A 20,495-nucleotide genomic window follows, 5' to 3' on the forward strand; every position below is an offset into this window, starting at 1 on the left:
TCCCGATAGAACGCATCGAGGTCATCGTCGGAGAAGGGCACGACGTCCAGTTTAGTGCGTCGCGGCAGAGGCCCCCTACCGCGCGGCGGCGCCGGCCTGACGTCCGACCTTGTAGGCGGCTCCGGCGCCCTCGCGGCGTTTCATCGCCTGCACGGCGGCGTGGTGGCGGCGCGCGTGATAGGCGAGCGGAAAGTAGGTGAGCCGCTCGGGAAGGACCCGGTAGGACAGACGGATTGCCGCATGGATCCGTTCGAGTTCACGCTGCTCGTCGTCACTCCACGACAAACCGAGAATTTCCCGTACCCGGGTGTCCATGACGCCGACAGTGGTCAGGTAGTTGAGCTTCTGGACCGGTACCGCAGCGACTCGAGCGACCGTGTTGGCCAGGCCGAGCAGGGCCGGCGGGACCGCCCCGTCGAGGTTCGGCGCCGCCTTCATCTGCGCGATGAGGTCGAGGGCCACCGGATGTGCGATCAGGGTGTTCTCCACCATGTCGTCGTAGTAAGGGCCGAACGCCTCGATCGATTCGGGGTAGCCACGCATCGGCACCTGGACGATCTTCGCGATCCGCCGGTTGTCCCGGAAGACCTCGTCTCGTTCGGCCTCGGTGAACTCCCGGCCGAGGATCAGGGGCGCAGCACTGCACGACGTCGGGAACGCGGTGGCGATGACCCACTGATAGGCCTCGGGGTTGAGCGCGCTGATGTGGTTACCGTCCGCATTCCGCATCTGCAGCGGTTGGTGCATGCGCCGTAAGCGTTTGCCCTCTTCGATCGCCTCCGCACCGCCGTACACCCAACGTAGGACGGAATCGATGGACCGGATGGCACGCCCGAGGGGATCGGTCCGGAAGACCGAGTACTTCCCGACGATGTCGCCGATGGTCGGGTGCATTACCTGCATCACGAAGGCCGCACCGTTCACCGGGAGGAAGGTGAACCGCCCGGTCAGTTCTGCGGTGAGTGAGTCCGGCGGGACGAGCTCGATCTCGTCGTCGGGATGTGAGATCACCGCTTCGGCCGGCTCGATCGAGGACGGCTGTGTCACTGTCATTTCGGACCTCCGCGCATTCTGACAGACGAATTCTGAGGACTGCTGTTGTCAGATTAGCGTGCGCGTGGCCCGCAGTCGAGGGGTTTGCGACTTTCAGCCGAGGTGGCCGCCTGCGTCAGCGGGCCATCCACAATCTGCGGCGGATCACGCTGCGCATCCTGCCGAGCTCCGAATGCGTCAGCGAGGCAGGCGGATCCGACGCGACGATCCGGTCGACCTCACTGAAGAAATCACGATCGGTCAGGCCGAACCGCTCGGTGATCACCCGCGACGATCCACCGCCGAGTTGGTACCAATCCGTTTCGAACGCCAGCATCTGCTGTTGCTTGCTGTCCATTGCCATCACGCCCCGCGAATCGTCATCCGGACACGGTCACTCGCGGCGAACCACGCCGCCGACTGGACGCGGCCGCCCACCTGGGATGACCCCATTGTGCGCCGCGTCACGACCAGTGTCACCAGCTGAGCGGACGCTGACGTGACGGGCGGGCGAACTGACCTCGACCGCGGGGTGACGAGCGTGATGTGCCGCCCGTGACGACCGGATTCAGTGTCGAGCCGGGTCTGTGCGGCCGGCTCCGGGGTCGTAACGGGGCACCACGGCGAAGACCTCGAGGTCGCGAGGCACGCCCTTCGCCTTGAACCTGCGTCTGCGCCGGTGGTATCTCGCGGCGTCCGCGACGACGAGTGTCGCGTCGCTGACCAACAGTTCGCCCGGCCCCGCGGCATCGGCCACCCGAGCCGCGATGTTGACGTCCACGCCCAGGAAGTCGTCGCCCACCGCGCGCGGGGTCCCGGTGTGCAATCCCGCACGTAACTGAGGACGATAGCCGTCGATGGTCAGTGCGCTGACGGCGCAGATCGCCTCGTAGGCCGCCTCGATGGCTTCGGTGCCGTCGAGGAAGACCGCCATCGTCCCGTCGCCGAGTTGCTTGACCACACTGCCCGCGCGGGCGGTGACCACCGATTCGGTCACGTCGTTCACCTGGGCGAGCAATCGCAGGACCTGGTCGTCGCCTGCGTCGAGGGCCCACGTCGAGAAGCCCACCAGATCGGTGAAGAGGATCGTGGCCGATACCGGGTTGTCGTCTCGGTTGAGGCGACGCGAGACGAGCGCCTGCCACACCTGCACCGCGCCGAGTCCGAGCTCCCGAACCACACTCGGGCGGTCCGGACGGGACTCGCCGATGAGGCGGGCCACCCGGTCTGACGTGCGGGTTCCATGCAGAGCGCCGCGGGTGTCGGGGATGAGGCCGCGCGCCGCCCGGGCGGCGCGCACGGCGCCGGCGTTCGCGTCGGACCTCGCCAGAGCGTCGGCGGCGCGCCGGGTCGGGCGCGCGGGACGAACGTCTCGGTCCTCCCCCGGTCCCACCGCGTCTCCGTCCATGCCGGTCACGAGCGTCAGTCTAACCAGGTGTCACGTGGCCACGGCCCGCTCACGCCGTGACCCGGTACGCCCGTCGCTCCTTGCGGCGCCGGTCTCGACGGTTGGCTGCGATGCTGCTGGCCAGCGATGCACCGATGAACGCCACACCCACCAGGCCGGTGATCACTTCGTTGATGTGGATGTGCACGCTGAGCAGCAGGATCACCGCCAGGGCGCCGATCGCCCAGTGTGCGCCGTGCTCGAGGTAGCGGTACTGACCCAGAGTGCCCTGACGAACGAGATAGATGGTGATGGAGCGGACGAACATGGCACCGATGAAACCCAGTCCGAGGGCGATGATGATGGGATCGGGCGTGATGGCGAATGCGCCGATCACGCCGTCGAACGAGAACGACGCGTCGAGTACCTCGAGGTAGAGGAACATGAAGAAGCCCGCCTTGCCGACGGCGACTGTCACCGCTTGCGGTCGACGAGCCGAACCGGCCTCGGCCATCGTCGCCTCCGCCGATGGCAGGTGATCCCCACTGCCCGGCTGTTCGCTCTGGAACAGCGAACTCAGGCCGTCGACCAAGATGTAGGTGATCATGCCCAGCAACCCGGAGATGAGCACGGTGGCCCGGCCGTCGTCGGGCACGAGGTACTCACCGACCACGACGAGTGTGATCGCCGCGAGCACGATCGCCAGCTGATCGAGCCGGCCCAGCCGGCCCAGCGGCTTCTCCAGCCAGGACAGCCACGTGACCTCACGGTTGCTGAGTACGAAGTTCAGGAACAGCAGGAGCAGGAACATGCCGCCGAAGGCCGCGATCTGCGGATGCGCCTCCATCAGGATGGTCTCGTAGCTGGGGCTGCCATCCGGGAAATACCCCGCGTCGCCGGCCGGCGGGTTCATCGCCAGTCGCAGCGCCTCGACGGGAGCGAGGCCGCCGGTGATCCACACGATCGCCAGCGGGAACAGCAGCCGCATCCCGAAGACGGCGATGATCACTCCGACGGTCAGGAACATCCGCTGCCAGAACAAGCTCATCCGCTCGAGCACGGTCGCGTTGATGACGGCGTTGTCGAACGACAGCGAGACCTCGAGGATGCCGAGAATCGCGCACAGGGCAAGGCCGGTCCACCCCTGGTACAGGAATGCCACCAGCAGTGCGGCGATGGTGACGACCGCGGACAGCCCGAAGACGCGCAGGATCACCGAAGGCGCTCGGCTTCACGTGCGAGTGACAGCAGGTCGTCACCGAGTGAGTTCAGGGTGGCCACATCGGCCCTCTCCGAGACCGCGGTGACCAGGTCCTCGGCGGCGCACCGGAGCGCGAACAGCCGGTCGCCGAAGGCGTCCGCCTCGGCGGCCGTCAGGATCACCGCGTCGACGGGAATAGAAGTGCCCTGCGTGAGCGCTCTTTGTTCATAGGCTCGTTGTCGGCAGGACTGCTTGCAGTACTTCCGGCGTCGGCCGTGATCCGAGTCGATCATGCTGCGGCCACACCATGCGCACGAGTACGGGCGTCGGCGGGGGTCGTCCACGCTATGACCGTACCCGGGGACCCGGGGCAACGCCGCCCGTGGCTCGCCCGTCGAGTCCAGGTGGACGCGTAGAATGAATATGTTCAGTGCCGAGGTGCCGCCGCGCTCCCGGTGCCCGTGACCGATGGGCCCGCCTGTCCGTGCCGGCGCCCGACGAAATGTTTGAGAGGAATTGTCCATGGCAGATCGAGTACTTCGGGGTAGCCGCCTCGGTGCGGTGAGCTACGAGACCGATCGCGATCACGACCTCGCACCACGACGTATCGTCCAGTACCGCACCGACAACGGCGAGATCTTCGACGTGCCGTTCGCCGACGACGCCGAGGTGCCGTCGAAGTGGCCGTGCAAGAACGGCATGGAGGGCACCATCCTCGAGGGCGCCGAGCCCGAGGAGAAGAAGACCAAGCCGCCGCGTACACACTGGGACATGCTCCTCGAACGCCGCTCCGAGGAGGAGCTCGAGGTACTGCTCAACGAGCGGCTCGACCTGCTCAAGCAGAGGCGCAAGGGCGTCACGAACTGATTTCCGTCGCACACGGCCGGATGAGACCTCGTCTCGTCCGGCCGTTCGTCGTCTGAGCCGAGGTGGGCGACCGCCCGACGTCAGTTCTTGCGCAGGCCCAACCGTTCCATCCTGCTGGTCAGCCCCCAGCGAGCGACCATCAGGAAGGCCTCGGTCATCACACCGCCGCTCATCTTGGATTCGCCGATCTCACGTTCGGTGAACGTGATCGGGACCTCGCGGACGTCGAAGCCGGCCCGGACCGCTCGCCAGGCCAGGTCGATCTGAAAGCAGTACCCTGCCGATTCGACGGACCCGAGATCGATCTTCTCGAGCACTGTTCGTCGGTAGGCCCGGAACCCGGCGGTGATGTCGTGCACGCGCGCACCCAGGGCGAGACGCGCATACGTGTTGGCCCCACGAGACAACATCTCCCGGCGTCGCGGCCAGTTCACCAGCTTCCCGCCGGGCACGTAGCGCGAGCCGATCACCAGGTCGGCACCGGCGTTGACCGCCTCGAGCAATCTGCCGAGCTGCTCGGGTGCATGGCTGCCGTCGGCATCCATCTCGATGATGACGGCGTACTCGCGGGCGAGCCCCCAGGCGAAGCCGGCCAGATACGCCTTGCCCAGCCCGTCTTTCTCCGTTCGATGCAGGACGTGGACGCGCCGGCCGGGATCCTGGGCGGCAATGCTCTCCGCGACGTCGCCGGTCCCGTCCGGACTCGAGTCGTCGACCACGAGGACGTGGGTGCCCGGCAGTGCCGCATGCAGGCGGGTGACGATCGCGGGAAGGTTCTCGCGCTCGTTGAACGTCGGGATGACGACCAGCGCGCGCTCACCCTGTGCCCCCACGACGGCCTGCATGTCGTCGTGCGAGCGACTGCTCGCCGACTGTTCGTTCCCCGGTTGCTCATTCCCGGGTGTCGGACTACCCAATGCCACCGAGCTCCTTCGCTTGATCTTCGGGCCCCGCATGATCCTTCGTCACTCCCTGGCCGACGGGCTCTGTCAGGTCCGCGGGAGCGCGGTCTGTGACTCGGCGTTGTGGCCTGCGTTGCCTGAGTGAGAACCTAGTATGCCGTCCCACCGCGAACAAAAGCCCCACCGCCGCGATGATGATCGCCACGGTCTGCGGCCAGCTCCCCAAGCGCGTCGCCGGCGTCATATCGCTACGCAATGGCAACCGGCTCGACAGCACGGCCGGTGTGAATATGCCGCTCTGGGCGGTGATCATCCCATCTGGGTCGATGATGGCGCTCGCACCACTGGTGGCGGCGACCACAACGGCGCGGCCGTGTTCGACTGCACGCACTTGGGACATCGCCAGTTGTTGATAGGTCATCTCGGTGCGGCCGAACGTCGCGTTGTTGGTGGGCACGTAGAGAATCTGTGCGCCGTCGTCGACGGCGGCGCGGGCCGACCGGTCGAAGGCGACCTCCCAACATGTGGAGACGCCGACCTCGACGGTGCCCGAGCGACCCGGCACCGTCAGCGTCGACGATCCCGAGCCCGGCCGGAAGTTGCCGGCCATGTCGGCATACGACGAGAACTTCCTGAAGAAGCTTCGCCACGGCAGATACTCGCCGAACGGCTGGATGATGTGCTTGTCGTACCGATCCACGGGCCCGCGCTCCTGGTCCCAGACCAGCACGGTGTTGGTGGGGCGGCCGTCGGCATTCATCACAAGGGTGCCCACCAGGATCGGCGCACCGATCGACACCGAGGCCTCGGTGATCTCCTGGGCAGCGTCCGCATTGGTCAGCGGCGAGATGTCCGACGCGTTTTCGGGCCACGCCACGAAGTCGGGTTGTTCGGCATTGCCGCTGCGAACGGCATCGGCGAGCCGCTCGGTCTGCCGGACATGGTTGTCGAGAACCGCGCGGCGCTGTGCGTTGAATTCCAGTCCGAGCCGGGGCACATTACCTTGCACAGCCGAGACCTGCGCCGAGGACGACGCGACGTTGCGGTCGACGGTGCCGGGCGTCAGCGCGATCGCGGAGATCGGACCGAGCAGGGCGAGGACCACGGCCAACGCGGCCCCGCGGACGACCGATCGTCCGTGGTACTCGCCGGCGCGGACAGCCCGGAAGACGATCTGACACAGCCACGCTATCGAGGCGCCCAGGAGCGCGACCGCGGCCGATAGCCCGGGCGCGCCCAACAGCGATGCCATCGGGAGCAACGGCCCGTCGACCTGACTGAACGCTGCTCTCCCCCACGGGAATCCGCCGAACGGAAAGGCCGACCGCAGAGCCTCGACCAGCACCCACGACACGGTGAACCAGACCGGTGGAACCGGCAGCCGCATGGTGAGCACCGCGATCAGTCCGAAGAGTGCGAGATACACCGCCAGAATCACAGCGAGCGCCAGCCATGGCAGAGGTCCCACATAGACGCCGATCCACGGCAGCAGTGGCACGAAGAACGCGAGACCGAAAACGAAACCGAGCCACGCGCCGGTGCGGGCTCGGGGGCGACCCGCGCCCAGCAGTGCCGCCATCAGACCCAGGCCGACGACCGCGAGGAACCACAGGTTGCGGGGCGGAAAAGCTGCCCACATCGCGAGGCCCGCCACCGCCGCGACGATCGTCTGCACCAGCAGCACGGTCCACGCGGACCGGGACGAGATCACGTGGTGCCGCCGTCGAGCACCCCGCCGTCGAACAGGACGGTGTCGCGGTGCACGGTCCGGACGCACCGGGGAAGTCGTGCGCCCGGGGTGATGTCCGGCAGGGCAGGCACCCGCGACCGCGGGTCGGTGGACCAGCGCTGAACCCCGGCGTGGGATCCGGCCACCACGAGGTCGTCGATGTCCCAGACCGCGTAATTCGCCGGGGCGCCGGGCACGAGGGTTCCGGTGAGGCCGTCGTTGACGCCCGCGGCTCGCCAGCCACCGCGGGTCGCGGCCGCGAACGCACCCCGGGCCGAGATCGCGTTCCGGGGTTGATGGTGGTGTACGGCTGCACGGATCGACGACCACGGATCGATCGGGGTCACCGGCGCATCGGACGAGAAGGCCAGGATCACCCCTTCGCGAGCGTGTCCGGCGAAGTTGTTCAGCCCGGCGGTTCGGGTCACTCCGAGTCTCTGCTCGTAGAGGTCCCCCGGTCCGCCCCATTCCGCGTCGAACAGCGGCTGCATGCTCGCGATCACACCGCAGCGTGCCAGGGTCGCGGCCTGCTCGGCCGACACCATCTCGGCGTGCTCGAGTCGGTGGGCGCAGCGTGCGAGCGCCGGCGTGCCCAGTTCGGCGGCGAGCTCCTCGAACGCGGCCACCACCGAAGCGGTCGCGGCGTCGCCGATCACATGGAATCCGGCCTGGGTGCCGATCTCGGTGCATGCCCGGATGTGGTCGCGGATGGTCTCGTAGTCGAGGTAGCTGATCCCCGTGTGCCCGGCATGGTCGCTGTACGGCTCGGTCAGCCAGGCGGTGTGCGAGCCGATCGCCCCGTCGATGAAGAGATCACCGGCGAGGGCGTCCGCGCGGCTGATCGCCAGGAGTTCACGGGCATGTTCGGCGCTCTGCACGGCTTGGCCCCAGTAGCGACGCACTTCGACCGGATGGTCGAGTTCGGCCAGCGCGAGGAAGTCGTCGAGACCGCTGATGTCGGGGCCGCCGTTCTCGTGGACTGCGACGACTCCATGTGCGGCGGCCGTGTCGAGGGCGCGGCGTTGTGCACGGCTGCGTTGGGCCGCGGTGACGAGTTGGCGGGCCGCGCCGCGGACGAGGTGGTGGGCTTCGGCGACCAGCGGCTCGTCGGGGTGATGACCGACGGCGGCTTCGAGGTCGGGAACCAGGCGCCGCAGCGCAGTGGACGCGACGGCGGAATGTTCGTCGATCCGGGCCAGGTAGACGGGCAGGTTGCCGACCACCGCATCGATCTCCGCGGTCGTCGGGAAGCGACGGTCATCGGGATCGGCTCCCTGCCAGGCGGAGTCGTCCCAGCCGAGACCCCAGATCAGCTCGCCGTCGTCGGTGCCCGACGCGAAGGACGCCACTCGGCGCAGGCAGTCCGATCGGCTGGTCGCGTCGTTCAGGGTGAGACCTGACAGGGCCAGGCCCGTGGACGTGAGATGCACGTGTGAGTCGACGAATCCCGGTCCGACGAAGCGGCCCCGAAGATCGGTGACCTGCGCGTCGGGGTGCAGCGCCCGGCCGACGTCGTCGCTGCCGACCCAGACGACGGTGCCGTCGGTCACGGCCATGGCAGTGGCATCCGGAGCGGCCGGTGAATAGACGACACCGCCGAGCAACAGTTCCGTGGTCACGATGGTCCAGTGTGCCCTGACGGGCGGTCGCCGGGACTATCGGCCCCGAGGCAACCCGCGATCCGCGGGTCCCTGCGTCGGATCGACAACGGTACCGTCGGCATCGACGACCGTTCCGTCGATCACGGTCCCGCGACCGACGTACATGCCACTCGCATAGATCCCGGCGCGGTCCATGGTCGCGGCGAACCGGCGCGCACCGGCAGCTGCGACCACCGGACGCATCACCCGCCGTATCGGCGGCGCCAACAGGACCAGACCGACGACGGTGGACACGATCCCGGGAACGACCAGCAGAAGGCTCGCCGCCGCGAGAAGCGCGGTGTCGGTGAGCGGACCGCGCGGGTCGACTTCGTTGCGGGAGGCACGGCGGAGTTCGGCGAAGACCTTCCGACCCTGTTGCTGGAGCAACACGAATCCGCCCACGACCGCGGCGAGGGTGATCAACACCGCCCAGGCGAAACCGAGGAAGTGCGCCATCGCGACGAACGCACCGATCTCGACCGCAAAATACGCGATCACGTAGAGCATCCGCATCAGGATCTCCGCCTTTCCGAGCCCCTCGTCCACCGGCCGAGATGGTCGGTGTCGCCCTGGTCTCTGCTCGTCCAACGATCGAGGGTGCCGGATTTCTCCCGAATCCGCCGGATTTCTTCCCGAGCGCCGGGTCGCGGTGATCACATCACTCGGCGCGGCCCTCGATGTCCCCTTCGGCCTGCAGATAGACCTGTCGCAGTTGATCGAGCATGTCGGCGGGCGGCTCCTCCCAGAGATCCCGATCGACGGCCTCCAGGAGACGCTCGGCGATACCGTGCAGCGCCCACGGATTCGACTGTTGCATGAAACGCTGATTGTCCTCGTCGAGGACGTAAGCCTCGGTGAGTTTCTCGTACATCCAGTCGGCGACCACGTTTGTCGTCGCGTCGTAGCCGAACAGATAGTCGACCGTGGCCGCCATCTCGAATGCGCCCTTGTAGCCGTGTCGCTGCATCGCCGAGATCCAGCGCGGATTGACCACCCGCGCGCGGAACACGCGGCTGGTCTCCTCCGACAGGGTGCGTGTCCGCACCGAGTCCGGTCGGGTGCTGTCGCCGATGTACGCGTCCGGCGAGGTGCCGGTCAGCGCACGTACGGTCGCCACCATCCCGCCGTGGTACTGGAAGTAGTCGTCGGAGTCGGCGATGTCGTGCTCGCGGGTGTCGGTGTTCTTCGCCGCGACGGCGATGCGTCGATAGGCCGAGCGCATGTCGTCGACGGCCGGTATGCCGCCGAGGTCCCGGCCGTACGCGTAACCGCCCCACTCGGTGTAGACCTGTGCCAGATCGGCGTCGCTACGCCATTCTCGCGAGTCGATCAGTTGCAACAGCCCTGCGCCGTACGTGCCTGGCTTGGACCCGAAGATCCGGGTCGATGCGCGGCGCCGGTCACCGTGATCGGCCAGCGCGGAGCGGACGTGGGCGGCGACGTAGTTCTCATCGTCGGCTTCGTCTGCCGCCGCGGCCAGCGCGACCGCGTCGTCGAGCATCGTGACCACATGCGGGAACGCGTCACGAAAGAACCCGGATATGCGCACGGTGACGTCGATCCGCGGGCGGCCGAGTTCGGCGAGGCCGATCAGCTCCAGGTCGACGACCCGTCGGGATGCCTCATCCCAGATTGGCATCACACCGAGGAGCGCGAGGACCTCGGCGATGTCGTCGCCGGAGGTGCGCATCGCACTGGTCCCCCACACCGACAACCCGACCGACGCGGGATGGTGACCGTGCTCGGCGACGTACCGCTCGATCAGCGAATCGGCCAGGGCACGACCGGTTTCCCACGCCAGCCGCGACGGGACGGCCTTGGGATCCACCGAATAGAAGTTGCGTCCGGTCGGCAGCACGTTGATGAGGCCGCGCAACGGTGACCCACTCGGCCCCGCCTCGATGAATCCGCCGTCGAGAGCGTGCAGGATCTGGTCGATCTCGCGGCCGGTCTGCCGCAGGCGGGGAACCACCTCGCGCGCGGCGAATCCGAGCACGTCGGCCACGGCGGACGGGTGGCCTTGCGCCGCGTTCTCGACCGCCGCCGCCGTCCAGCCCTCCTTGGCACACGCGGCGACGAGTTCTCTTGCCGTGGTCTCGACGTCGTCGACCGAGGTACGCGCCGCGCTGCCGTCCTCGGTCAGCCCGAGTGCCTCGCGCAGACCCGGCAGCGCCTGCGTGCCGCCCCACAGCTGGCGGGCACGCAGCATCGCCAGGACCAGGTCCACCTCGTTCTCGTCCGCGGGCGCCTGTCCGAGGACGTGGAGTCCGTCGCGGATCTGGACGTCCTTGATCTCGCAGAGCCAGCCGTCGACGTGCAGCAGCATGTCGTCGAAGACGTCCTCGTCGGGACGTTCGGACAAGCCGAGGTCATGATCCATCTTGGCTGCGGTCAACAACGTCCAGATCTGCTGACGGATGGCGGGCAGCTTGGCGGGGTCGAGCGCCGAGATGTTGGCGTGCTCGTCGAGGAGCTGCTCGAGCCGGGCGATGTCGCCGTACGATTCGGCTCGGGCCATCGGCGGGATGAGGTGGTCGACGAGCACCGCGTGGGCGCGCCGTTTGGCCTGGGTGCCCTCTCCCGGGTCGTTGACCAGGAACGGATAGATCAACGGGACGTCACCGAGAGCGGCGTCGGTCCCACATGCGGCCGACATCCCGAGGGTCTTCCCGGGCAGCCATTCGAGGTTGCCGTGCTTGCCGACGTGCACGATCGCGTCGGCGCCAAAACCGGGTATGTCCGCGTCTCCGTCGCCGCGGCCGGTGAGCCATCGATAAGAGGCGAGATAGTGATGTGACGGCGGCAGATCGGGGTCGTGATAGATCGCCACCGGGTTCTCACCGAACCCACGGGGCGGCTGCACCATGAGCGTGATGTTGCCGAAGCGCATGGCGGACACCACGATCTCGCCGTCGGGACGCGTCGATCGGTCGACGAACAGATCGCCCGGCGCGGGACCCCAGTGTTCCTCGACGGAGTGCCGCAGTTCCTCCGGCAGCGTCGCGAACCATCGGCGGTAGTCGTCGGCGGCGACGCGGATCGGACTGGCCGCCAGCGTTTCCTCGCTCAGCCAGTCCGGATCCTGCCCGCCCGCTTCGACGATCGCATGGATGAGCGCATCGGAATCATCGCCGGCCAGACCGGGTATCGCGTCCGGGCCGGAGTCCGGCCCGATGTCGTACCCGGCCGCCCGCAACGCCACGAGGAGGTGCAGCAGGCTGCGCGGGGTGTCGAGTCCGACGGCGTTGCCGATCCGGGCGTGTTTCGTCGGGTACGCCGAGAGCATCAGCGCGACACGGCGATCCGACGCAGGCGTACGTCGCAGGCGGGCGTGCGCCACCGCGATCCCGGCCACCCGTGCGCAACGTTCCGGGTCCGGCTGGTACCAGGGCAGACCGTTCTCGTCGAACTCCTTGAACGAGAACGGCACGGTGATGATGCGGCCGTCGAACTCCGGTACGGCCACCTGGGTTGCCACGTCCAGGGGCGAGAGTCCGTCGTCGGTGGCCGCCCAGTCGGCGCGGGAGCCGGTGAGGCACAGGCCCTGCAGGATCGGGATGTCGAGTGCGGCGAGCCGCTCGATGTTCCATGCGTCGTCGTCGCCACCGGCCGATGCCGCCGCCGGGGTGGCACCCCCGGCGGCGAGGACGGTCACCACGAGCGCGTCGGCGGTACCCAGGAGGTCGATCAGATCGTCGGGAGCGGTCCGCAGTGACGCGCAGTAGATCGGCAGCGCACGGCCCCCGCGGTCCTCGATGGCGGCGCACAGCGCCTCGACGTAGCGGGTGTTCCCGGCGAGGTGTTGGGCCCGGTAGTACAGCACGGCGATGGTGGGAGCCGAGGTGGCGGCACGGGCGGATCGCTCGAGGACGCCCCAGGCAGGGGTCTGTCGCGGCGGATCGAAGCCGAGACCGGTCAGCAGGACCGTGTCGGAGAGGAAGTTGTGGAGGTTGACGAGATTCTCGACGCCACCGGCCGCGAGATAATTGTGCGCCTCGGCGACCACGCCGGCCGGCACACTCGAGTGCGCCATGAGGTCCGGGTCGGGCTGCTGTTCGCCGGAACAGACCACCAGCGGTTTGCCGGTCGCCTCGACCGCGGCGAGACCGTCCTCCCATGCCCGCGTCCCACCCAGGATGCGCACCACGATGAGGTCGGCGCCCACCGCCAGCGAGGGGATGTCGTCGACGAGGATGCGTGCGGGATTGGCCCCGGAGAAGTCCGAGCCGCAGGCCGCTGCCGTGATGAGGTCGGTATCGGAGGTCGAGAGCAGCAGGATCATGGTTCTCCTCGCCGGGATGGCGCGCCCGGTGTGTGGTCGGCGGTGACGTCTGTCGGTTACCGGAGCGCAGGTCTGGCTCGGGTGTTGCCGGTCGTCGACCTCGAACACCCTCACAGTGGCGCGACCGCGTCGGATTTGCACCGGCTTCTGCCGCTCCTCGGTGCGTTCAGCCTAGTCAGCGCGGGGTTCGCACCTCGGCGCCGGGGGCCTACCCTGAGGGCGTGACCGAGCCAGCCCGCCGTGATGCCGCCGACCGCTGCCCCGGCGTCTTCAGTACCCATGCTGCGGCAGATGGCGCGGTGGCCCGCGTGCGCCTGCCCGGCGGGCGGATACGGCCCGACCAGCTCGAACTGCTCGCGCAGGCGGCCGCCGCGCACGGCGACGGATACCTCGAACTGACTGCGCGTGGCAACGTGCAGCTGCGTGGTCTCACCGACGTCGATGCGGTGGCCGACGCGGTCGTCGCCGCAGGCCTGGCCCCGAGCTCGGCGCATGACAAGGTTCGCAACATCGAGGTCAGTCCACTGACCGGCCGGATCGGTGGTGTGGCCGACGTGCGTCCGCTCGCCGACCTGCTGGACGAGCGGCTCCAGACCGCCGACGCCTCGTCGATCTCCGGACGGTTCCTCTTCGGCCTCGACGACGGCCGCGGTGACATCGCGCGCCGGCAACCCGACGTCTGCGCCGTGGTCCGCTCGGTCGACGCGTCCGCCGAGGTCGTCGCCGACGTGCTGGTGGGTGGCGTACCTGTCGGTTCGGCCCGCGGCGACGACGCGGTCGTCACTGAACTCCTCGCCGTCGCCGAGGACCTCGGCGACATATCCGTGGGGGCGTGGCGGGTCGCCGATCTCACGGACGCCGAACGAATGGACCTCACCACCCGGGCACGCACTCGGCTGGCAACGGTCGTCGGTGGTCCGGACCCGATGCCGCCCGAACCGATCGTCGGCTGGTTCGGCCAGGACGACGGCGCGGTACTCCTCGGCGCCGTCGTCGAACTCGGACGACTCCCCGCCCGGCTCGCCGAGTTCGTGGCCGCGGTGGCGGTGCCGATCGTCGTGACCCCCGACCGCGAGATCCTGATCTGCGATCTGGACGAGGGGGTCGCCGAGACCGTGGTGCGGGTCCTGGCGCCGATGGGACTGATCTTCGACGCGGCCTCACCGTGGGCGGCCGTGAGCTGCTGTGTCGGTGCCCCGGGATGCGCCAAGTCGTCGGCGCCGGTCCGCGACGACCTGCTGGCGCGCGTGCGGGGCGGCGAGCCGGTGGCGGAGCGCGAACACTGGGTGGGGTGCGGCCGGCGGTGCGGCTCCCCCAGCGGCCCGCATCGCAGCGTCGAGGCCACTCCCGACGGTGGGTATCAGACGCACCGTCGATAGGCTGACCGCACCATGAGCGACTACCTGCGTGACGGGCCCGCGATCTATCGCCAGTCCTTTGCCACGATCCGTGCCGAGTCCGATCTGTCCGCCTTCGCCGCCGACGTGGCGCAGGTCGTGGTGCGCATGATCCACGCGTGCGGACAGACCGACCTGACCGACGACGTGGTGGCCACCGAAGGTGTGGTGCGGGCCGCGCGCGCGGCGCTCCGGGCCGGCGCGCCCATCCTGTGCGATGCGTCGATGGTCGCCGCGGGTGTCACGCGAAAGCGTCTGCCCGCCGACAACGACGTTCGCTGTCACCTGTCCGAACCGTCGCTACCTGCGCTCGCCGAACGTCTGGGCACCACCAGAACGGCTGCCGCGCTCGAGTTCTGGCGCCCGCACCTCGACGGTGCCGTGGTGGCGATCGGCAATGCCCCGACCGCTCTGTTCGCACTTCTCGACATGATCGACGACGGCGCACCGCGCCCGGCAGCGATCGTCGGCGCGCCGGTCGGTTTTGTCGGAGCTGCGGAATCCTGTGCGGCCCTCGCGCTCCGTGACGACCTCGAGTTCATCACGGTGACCGGGCGACGCGGTGGATCGGCGATCACCGCGGCCGCCATCAATGCGTTGGCGAGTCCGGAGGAGTGACGTCGGTGAGTGGGAAACTCTGGGGAATCGGCCTCGGACCCGGGGACAGCGAGCTGGTCACGGTGAAGTCGGCCCGGCTCATCGGGTCGGCCGATGTCGTCGCGTATCACTGTGCGCGACACGGCAACAGCATTGCGCGGTCGGTGGCGGCGCCCTACCTGCGCGACGGTCAGATCGAAGAACGCCTGATGTATCCGGTCACGACCGAGACGACCGACCACCCGGGCGGCTATGCGGGGGCGCTGCAGGACTTCTATGCCGAGAGTGCCGCCCGGCTCGCCGAGCACCTGCGGGCCGGACGCCACGTGGCGCTGCTGGCCGAGGGTGATCCGCTCTTCTTCAGTTCGTACATGCACATGCACAAGCGCCTCGTCGGCGAGTTCGACGCCGAGATCGTCCCCGGGGTGACGTCGGTGAGCGCGTCGTCGGCCGCGCTGGGGATCCCGCTGGTCGAGGCCGACGAGACGTTGACCGTGGTGCCCGGCACCCTCCCCACGGCGGAGTTGGTGGCGCGGTTCCGTGCGGCCGATGCCATCGCCGTCCTCAAGCTCGGACGGACCTTTGTCCGGGTGCGTGACGCGCTGGTGTCGGCTGGTCGGGCCGACGAAGCCTGGTACGTGGAGCGGGCGTCCACCACCGCACAGCGCGTGGTGCCACTGCTCGATGTGAATCCCGATGAGGTGCCGTACTTTTCGATGGTCGTGGTGCCCGGGCCGCGTAACAACCCGAATCGTCCCCCGGACGACTCGTCGGCGCGCGGCGAGGTGGTGGTGGTGGGGCTGGGCCCCGGCGCCGACGACCAGACGACCCCGCAGGTGCAGGTGGAACTCGCTCGCGCCACCGATCTGGTCGGCTACACCACGTACCTGTCACGGGTCACCGCTCGCCCCGGACAACGAGTCCACGCCAGCGACAACCGCGTGGAGGCCGAGCGGGCGGAATTCGCCCTCGATCTCGCCGCTCGGGGCGCGCGTGTCGCCGTGGTGTCCTCGGGTGACCCGGGCGTCTTCGCGATGGCTGCCGCCGTCGCCGAGGTCGCCGCGGAACCACGCTGGCACGACGTCGCGGTACGGGTGGCACCCGGGGTGACCGCCGCGAGCGCGGTGGCCGCGGCCGTCGGTGCGCCGCTCGGACACGACTTCGCGATCATCTCGCTGTCCGACCGGCTCAAGCCGTGGGACGTGATCGCCGACCGGATTCGGCACGCGGTGGCTGCCGATCTCGTCGTGGCGATCTACAACCCCGGATCGGCCAGTCGGACCTGGCAGGTCGGCAAACTCAAAGAGATCTTGCTGGAGACGGCCTCATCCGACCGGACACTGGTCGTCGGTCGCGACGTGGGTGGTCCGACCGAGAGCCTGCGGACGATCTCGGTCGGTGAACTCGATCCCGAGACCATCGACATGCGCACCCTGATCATCATCGGCTCGTCCGCGACCACCGCGGTGCGGCGCACCGGCGGGGACCTCGTCTACACACCCCGTCATCACCCTGGCTGAGTCAGCGACTCGCCACCTCGAGGATCCAGTCCATCGCGGCGGCCACCGAATCGACCGCCATGCCCGACGGTGGTTCGGCCGGCCGATCCACCATCACCACGCCCACACCGAGTTCGGCCGCCGCGACCAATTTGGCCCTGGTGAGTTCTCCCCCGCTGTTCTTTGTGACCAGCACATCGATCTCGTTCGTACGCATCAGTTCTCGTTCACTCGAGAGATCGTAGGGTCCGCGCGAACGCAGGATCCGGTGGCGTGGCGGCAGGTCGGTGGTCGGTGGGTCGACCACCCGGATCAGGAAGGTGGCGTCGCCGATGCCGGCGAACACACCGACGTCCTGCCTACCGGTGGTCAGAAGCACTCGCAGATCCCCCGGCCGCCGGCTCGCACGTGCCGCGATCTCATCGCCCGCGGCACGCATGTCCGGCACCGTCTCCCAACGGTCGCCGGGACCAGGAGTCCACGCCGGACGGCGAACCCGCAAGAGCGGCAGGCCCATTCGATCGGCGACGGTCGCCGCATGTGCGGTCATGGTGGTGGCGAAGGGATGCGTGGCGTCCACGACGACGTCGACGTGGTGCGCACGAATCCACTCGGCGAGGCCGTCGACTCCGCCGAAGCCGCCGATCCGGACCTCGCCGACCGGCAACCTGGGGTCACGGACCCGGCCGGCGAGCGAGCTGATCACCGGGATGCCGGCGGCGATGAGCGACTCCGCGAGTGCGCGCGCCTCTCCGGTGCCGCCGAGCAACAGAACAGGTCCGTCACCCATCGCGACGGAGTTTTGTCATGCGGGCCTCGGAGTAGAGGTAGCTGTCGCTGACCGCCGGATGGGCGGCCGGATCGAGAACGCGGCCCACGAAGATCACCGCGGTGCGCCGGATCGCCGCGTCCGCCAGGTTCGCGGGCAGATCGGCGAGCCGGCAGCGCACGATCTGCTGGTCGGGCCGACTTGCGAATGCGACTGTGGCGGTCGGACAATCCGCTCCGTAATACGGGATGAGGATGTCGGTGAGCGCGGCAGCCCGGTGCGCGGCCAGGTGCAACGCCAAGGTGACGCCGGTCGAGGCGAGTCGTTCGAGCTCCTCACCCGGCGGCATGTCCGTGGACAGTGTCGACACCCGGGTGATCAGCAGACTCTGTCCGACGCCGGGTGCGGTCAACTCGCAGTCGAGGGCGGCGGCCGCGGCGGCGAAGGCGGGTACGCCGGGCACCACCTCGATCGGGATCCCGCGGGCCGCGAGTTCTCTGCGCTGTTCGGTCATCGCCGAATACAAGGACGGGTCGCCTGAATGGAGTCGGACCACATCGTGTCCGGCGGCATCCGCTTGCACGATGTGGGCGACGATCTCCGCGAGCGGCATCCGGGCGGTGTCGATCAGGACGGCATCGGCCGGACACCGCTCCAGCAGTTCGGCTGGCACCAGTGATCCCGCGTACAGACAGGTCTGGGCGCGTCCGAGAATCTCGGCACCTCGCAGGGTGATCAGATCCGGGGCGCCGGGGCCGGCGCCGATGACATACACGGTCATGTCTTGTCCACCACCCATTGGACGATCGGCAACGACGGCCGCCACGTGGTCATCGTCCCCAGCGGCGCGGCCGTCTCGACTGCGAACCGACGTAGCGAACCGCTTTGGCGGCCATACCATTCCATGAGCAGCTGCTGGTTCTCCAGGGTGACCGCGTTGGCGACGAGCCGACCGCTCTCCCCAGTGCCGCCCACGTCGCTTCCAGAACACGTGCGCTGAGCCCGCCACCGATGAAGGCGACGTCGGGTTCGGGTGCGCTCGCGAAGGCCTCCGGTGCGGCAGCACCCACGGTCAACCGGCCGGCGACGCCGTGGCGGGTGGCGTTGGCGAGTAGTTGTGCCCGTCGGGTGTCATCACTCTCGAACGCGACGACACGCCCGGTGGGTTCGGCCCGCAGCCATTCGATCGCGATACTTCCGGACCCGGAGCCGATGTCCCACAGGAGTTGTCGGTGACTCGGCGCGAGCGCAGAGATGGTGAGAGCGCGGATCGGCTGCTTGGTGATCTGGCCGTCATTGGCGTACTCGTCGTCGGGATGTCCGGGGGTGCGACTCCGGCGCGGCCCGACACAGGACACGGCGACGATGTTCAGTGGATCACCGGGCGGCTCGGCCCAGGTTCGGGCGATACCTCGGACCACTCGTTCGGCGGGACCGCCGAGCTGTTCGAGGACGGTGATCGCAGACCAACCGAAACCGTTGTCGGTCAACAGGTGTGCCAGCTGCGCCGGGGTTGTCTCGTCGCGACTGAGGATCAGCAGGTTCCGCCCGTCGGAGAGCCCGTCGGCGACGGACTCGAGGTCTCTGGCCACCGACGTCAGGATTTCGACGTCGGTGAGGTCCCATCCCAATCGCGCACAGGCGAGCGCAGCGCTCGACACGGTCGGGATCACGTCGACGCGGGCCGCACCGACGGCGCGCACGATCGTGGTGCCGATGCCGTGGAACATCGGGTCACCGCTCGCCAGGATGTGAACGGTGCCGTCGCGGTCGTTCTCCGGCCCGGTGTGGAGGAGCTCGGCCAGGTGTGTGCTCATCGGCGATCTCCATGGCCGCGACTGTGCCTCGAGCGGCGGCAGCAACTGGAGTTGCCTCGAAGAGCCGTAGATGACGGCGGCCTCGGACAATTCGGCGCGGGCCCGCATGCCGAGGCCATCCCACCCGTCGGCGCCGATCCCGACCACCACGAACCGCCCGGTCATCGTGGCAACCGCCGCCAGATCGCGCGAGGGATCAGGCGCATACCGAAGAACACGGGCCGCAGCGCCCATGGGATCCACACCTCTCCCCGTCCCCGCCGATACGCGACGGCGACGGCGGCGGCGACCTGTTCGGCATCGACCGACAGCGGTGCCGGTTTGACTCCCGAATCCATGAGGTCCCGCGTCATCGCGCCGACGACGAAGCCCGGCCGCGCCAGCAGCAGGCGGACGCCACTGCCGTGGAGTGCATCTGCCAGCCCGCTGGCGAATCCGTCGAGACCGGCCTTGGTCGACCCGTAGACGTAGTTGGCCCGTCGGACTCGGATGCCGGCGACCGACGAGAAGACGATGATGGTGCCCGAGCCCTGTGCGCGCAGCGCTGTCGCGAGCGGAGTGAGCACGCTGATCTGGGCCAGGTAGTCGGTGTGCGCGATCTGAAGTGCGTGCGTAACATCGGTCTCGGCGCGTGCCTGATCGCCGAGGATGCCGAACGCCACGATCGCCGCCTCGATCGGACCGAACCGGGCGAGCACCGAGTCGACCAATGCCGTGTGGGACGCGATGTCGTCGGCATCGAAGGCAATCGTGTGCACCTCCGCCGCGCCTGCGTCGGTCAGCCGGGATGCCTCGGCCCCGAGCTCGTCGGGGCGACGTGCCGCCAGCACCACTGTCCGCCCCTCGGCGAGACGTCGGGTCAGCGCGACGCCGATCTCGCTTCGACCGCCGAACAGCACGATGGTTCCGGTCGTCGGAGGCAGGGCCATGACTGCCAGTATCGCATCGCCCGCTAGCGTGACGGTCATGACCCGCACCCCCGCTGATCTGGGCCCGGCCGCAGACGAATTCCTCCGCGAACGCCACCTCGCCACGCTGGCGACGCTGCGCGCCGACGGTACTCCCCACGTGGTCGCCGTTGGCTTCACCTGGGATGGGGAGAACGGTCTCGCCCGGGTGATCACCTCCGACGGCAACCAGAAGGTCCGCAACGTCGAGCGCGGTGGTCATGCCTCGGTGACCAATGTCGACGGACCGCGCTGGCTGACTCTCGAGGGCCCGGCCGTCATCCGCCGCGACCCCGCGAACGTGCGGGAGGCCGAGAAGCGATACGCCATGCGCTATCGCGAGCCGAAACCCAATCCGCGACGGGTGGTCATCGAGATCGCGGTCCGCCGCGTCATGGGTTCCAGGTCGCTCCTGGGCTGATCCCC

General features: G+C 68.7%; 18 protein-coding genes, 1 pseudogene and 1 riboswitch. Of the genes and pseudogenes, 5 read left to right on the forward strand and 14 right to left on the reverse strand.

Features of this window, described 5'->3' with window-relative positions:
* Window positions 1-75: 75 nt before the first annotated feature.
* From GTV32_RS04335 to GTV32_RS04355, 5 genes are all read right to left on the reverse strand, one after another.
* Window positions 76-1,053, reverse strand: a complete 978-nt coding sequence (locus tag GTV32_RS04335) for an oxygenase MpaB family protein (protein WP_161059090.1) — start codon at window positions 1,051-1,053, stop codon at window positions 76-78.
* Between the two features lie 115 nt (window positions 1,054-1,168).
* Window positions 1,169-1,390 carry a DUF3263 domain-containing protein gene (locus tag GTV32_RS04340; protein ID WP_161059091.1) on the reverse strand — a complete coding sequence of 74 codons (222 nt, stop codon included), beginning with the start codon at window positions 1,388-1,390 and terminating at the stop codon, window positions 1,169-1,171.
* A gap of 210 nt (window positions 1,391-1,600) precedes the next feature.
* A complete protein-coding gene (locus tag GTV32_RS04345; RefSeq protein WP_161062332.1) occupies window positions 1,601-2,440 on the reverse strand; it encodes an adenylate/guanylate cyclase domain-containing protein in 840 nt (279 codons plus the stop codon).
* Between the two features lie 49 nt (window positions 2,441-2,489).
* The gene (locus tag GTV32_RS04350; RefSeq protein WP_161059092.1) at window positions 2,490-3,635 is read right to left on the reverse strand and encodes a DUF475 domain-containing protein; all 1,146 of its coding nucleotides are present in this window, start codon (window positions 3,633-3,635) and stop codon (window positions 2,490-2,492) included.
* A complete protein-coding gene (locus tag GTV32_RS04355) occupies window positions 3,632-3,913 on the reverse strand; it encodes a hypothetical protein (protein WP_161059093.1) in 282 nt (93 codons plus the stop codon). Before GTV32_RS04355 ends, GTV32_RS04350 begins: the two co-directional genes overlap by 4 nt.
* A 229-nt stretch (window positions 3,914-4,142) precedes the next feature.
* Here GTV32_RS04355 and GTV32_RS04360 point away from each other — a divergent pair, with 229 nt between their 5' ends.
* A complete protein-coding gene (locus GTV32_RS04360; RefSeq protein WP_161059094.1) occupies window positions 4,143-4,487 on the forward strand; it encodes an RNA polymerase-binding protein RbpA in 345 nt (114 codons plus the stop codon).
* A gap of 80 nt (window positions 4,488-4,567) precedes the next feature.
* On the opposite strand, the gene GTV32_RS04365 is transcribed toward GTV32_RS04360, so the two are convergent.
* From GTV32_RS04365 to cobN, 5 genes are all read right to left on the reverse strand, one after another.
* Window positions 4,568-5,332, reverse strand: a complete 765-nt coding sequence (locus GTV32_RS04365) for a polyprenol monophosphomannose synthase (protein ID WP_161062333.1) — start codon at window positions 5,330-5,332, stop codon at window positions 4,568-4,570.
* Between the two features lie 64 nt (window positions 5,333-5,396).
* Window positions 5,397-7,100 (reverse strand): apolipoprotein N-acyltransferase, encoded by a 1,704-nt coding sequence (gene lnt / locus GTV32_RS04370; RefSeq protein ID WP_343287209.1) that lies wholly within the window; start codon window positions 7,098-7,100, stop codon window positions 5,397-5,399.
* Window positions 7,097-8,737 (reverse strand): amidohydrolase, encoded by a 1,641-nt coding sequence (locus GTV32_RS04375; RefSeq protein ID WP_161059095.1) that lies wholly within the window; start codon window positions 8,735-8,737, stop codon window positions 7,097-7,099. Before GTV32_RS04375 ends, lnt begins: the two co-directional genes overlap by 4 nt.
* Before the next feature lie 36 nt (window positions 8,738-8,773).
* Window positions 8,774-9,274, reverse strand: coding sequence for an FxsA family protein (locus GTV32_RS04380; RefSeq protein WP_161062335.1), 501 nt, complete (start codon window positions 9,272-9,274; stop codon window positions 8,774-8,776).
* Between the two features lie 145 nt (window positions 9,275-9,419).
* The gene (gene cobN, locus GTV32_RS04385; protein WP_161059096.1) at window positions 9,420-13,043 is read right to left on the reverse strand and encodes a cobaltochelatase subunit CobN; all 3,624 of its coding nucleotides are present in this window, start codon (window positions 13,041-13,043) and stop codon (window positions 9,420-9,422) included.
* Window positions 13,044-13,090: 47 nt separating this feature from the next.
* A riboswitch (cobalamin riboswitch) is annotated at window positions 13,091-13,226 on the reverse strand.
* Between the two features lie 38 nt (window positions 13,227-13,264).
* Here cobN and GTV32_RS04390 point away from each other — a divergent pair.
* Genes GTV32_RS04390 through GTV32_RS04400 form a run of 3 tightly spaced genes read left to right on the forward strand, consistent with a single transcriptional unit; the run spans window position 13,265 to window position 16,557 of the window.
* Entirely contained in the window at window positions 13,265-14,422 is a 1,158-nt protein-coding gene (locus GTV32_RS04390) for a precorrin-3B synthase (RefSeq protein ID WP_161059097.1), read from the forward strand.
* Window positions 14,423-14,434: 12 nt separating this feature from the next.
* Entirely contained in the window at window positions 14,435-15,058 is a 624-nt protein-coding gene (locus GTV32_RS04395; protein ID WP_161059098.1) for a precorrin-8X methylmutase, read from the forward strand.
* Window positions 15,059-15,063: 5 nt separating this feature from the next.
* Window positions 15,064-16,557: a precorrin-2 C(20)-methyltransferase gene (locus GTV32_RS04400; protein ID WP_161059099.1), complete on the forward strand. Its 1,494-nt coding sequence runs from the start codon at window positions 15,064-15,066 to the stop codon at window positions 16,555-16,557.
* Between the two features lies 1 nt (window position 16,558).
* Here the strand turns inward: GTV32_RS04400 and GTV32_RS04405 are convergent, their stop codons facing one another.
* From GTV32_RS04405 to GTV32_RS04420, 4 genes and pseudogenes are all read right to left on the reverse strand, one after another.
* Window positions 16,559-17,326 carry a cobalt-precorrin-6A reductase gene (locus GTV32_RS04405; protein WP_161059100.1) on the reverse strand — a complete coding sequence of 256 codons (768 nt, stop codon included), beginning with the start codon at window positions 17,324-17,326 and terminating at the stop codon, window positions 16,559-16,561.
* Window positions 17,319-18,086, reverse strand: a complete 768-nt coding sequence (cobM, locus tag GTV32_RS04410; protein WP_161059101.1) for a precorrin-4 C(11)-methyltransferase — start codon at window positions 18,084-18,086, stop codon at window positions 17,319-17,321. The genes GTV32_RS04405 and cobM overlap by 8 nt, the downstream gene beginning before the upstream one ends.
* Window positions 18,083-19,287: pseudogene (cbiE, locus tag GTV32_RS04415) on the reverse strand (precorrin-6y C5,15-methyltransferase (decarboxylating) subunit CbiE). The gene cobM and the pseudogene cbiE overlap by 4 nt, the downstream one beginning before the upstream one ends.
* Complete coding sequence (locus tag GTV32_RS04420) at window positions 19,284-20,051, reverse strand: SDR family NAD(P)-dependent oxidoreductase (RefSeq protein WP_161062336.1); 768 nt, start codon at window positions 20,049-20,051, stop codon at window positions 19,284-19,286. Before GTV32_RS04420 ends, cbiE begins: the two are co-directional and overlap by 4 nt.
* Before the next feature lie 37 nt (window positions 20,052-20,088).
* Here GTV32_RS04420 and GTV32_RS04425 point away from each other — a divergent pair, with 37 nt between their 5' ends.
* Window positions 20,089-20,490, forward strand: a complete 402-nt coding sequence (locus tag GTV32_RS04425; protein WP_161059102.1) for a PPOX class F420-dependent oxidoreductase — start codon at window positions 20,089-20,091, stop codon at window positions 20,488-20,490.
* The last annotated feature ends 5 nt before the right edge of the window (window positions 20,491-20,495 follow it).

It is taken from the genome of Gordonia sp. SID5947 (assembly GCF_009862785.1).
Lineage (GTDB): Bacteria > Actinomycetota > Actinomycetes > Mycobacteriales > Mycobacteriaceae > Gordonia.

What these genes read in the sequence shown, in the direction of transcription:
- GTV32_RS04425 (WP_161059102.1), top strand. Translation starts at nt 20,089, where the DNA reads ATGACCCGCACCCCCGCTGATCTGGGCCCGGCCGCAGACGAATTCCTC.
- GTV32_RS04420 (WP_161062336.1), bottom strand. Translation starts at nt 20,051, where the DNA reads ATGGCCCTGCCTCCGACGACCGGAACCATCGTGCTGTTCGGCGGTCGA.
- GTV32_RS04365 (WP_161062333.1), bottom strand. Translation starts at nt 5,332, where the DNA reads ATGCAGGCCGTCGTGGGGGCACAGGGTGAGCGCGCGCTGGTCGTCATC.
- GTV32_RS04335 (WP_161059090.1), bottom strand. Translation starts at nt 1,053, where the DNA reads ATGACAGTGACACAGCCGTCCTCGATCGAGCCGGCCGAAGCGGTGATC.
- GTV32_RS04380 (WP_161062335.1), bottom strand. Translation starts at nt 9,274, where the DNA reads ATGCGGATGCTCTACGTGATCGCGTATTTTGCGGTCGAGATCGGTGCG.
- cobN (WP_161059096.1), bottom strand. Translation starts at nt 13,043, where the DNA reads ATGATCCTGCTGCTCTCGACCTCCGATACCGACCTCATCACGGCAGCG.
- cobM (WP_161059101.1), bottom strand. Translation starts at nt 18,086, where the DNA reads ATGACCGTGTATGTCATCGGCGCCGGCCCCGGCGCCCCGGATCTGATC.
- GTV32_RS04345 (WP_161062332.1), bottom strand. Translation starts at nt 2,440, where the DNA reads ATGGACGGAGACGCGGTGGGACCGGGGGAGGACCGAGACGTTCGTCCC.
- GTV32_RS04360 (WP_161059094.1), top strand. Translation starts at nt 4,143, where the DNA reads ATGGCAGATCGAGTACTTCGGGGTAGCCGCCTCGGTGCGGTGAGCTAC.
- GTV32_RS04395 (WP_161059098.1), top strand. Translation starts at nt 14,435, where the DNA reads ATGAGCGACTACCTGCGTGACGGGCCCGCGATCTATCGCCAGTCCTTT.
- GTV32_RS04355 (WP_161059093.1), bottom strand. Translation starts at nt 3,913, where the DNA reads ATGATCGACTCGGATCACGGCCGACGCCGGAAGTACTGCAAGCAGTCC.
- GTV32_RS04405 (WP_161059100.1), bottom strand. Translation starts at nt 17,326, where the DNA reads ATGGGTGACGGACCTGTTCTGTTGCTCGGCGGCACCGGAGAGGCGCGC.
- GTV32_RS04340 (WP_161059091.1), bottom strand. Translation starts at nt 1,390, where the DNA reads ATGGACAGCAAGCAACAGCAGATGCTGGCGTTCGAAACGGATTGGTAC.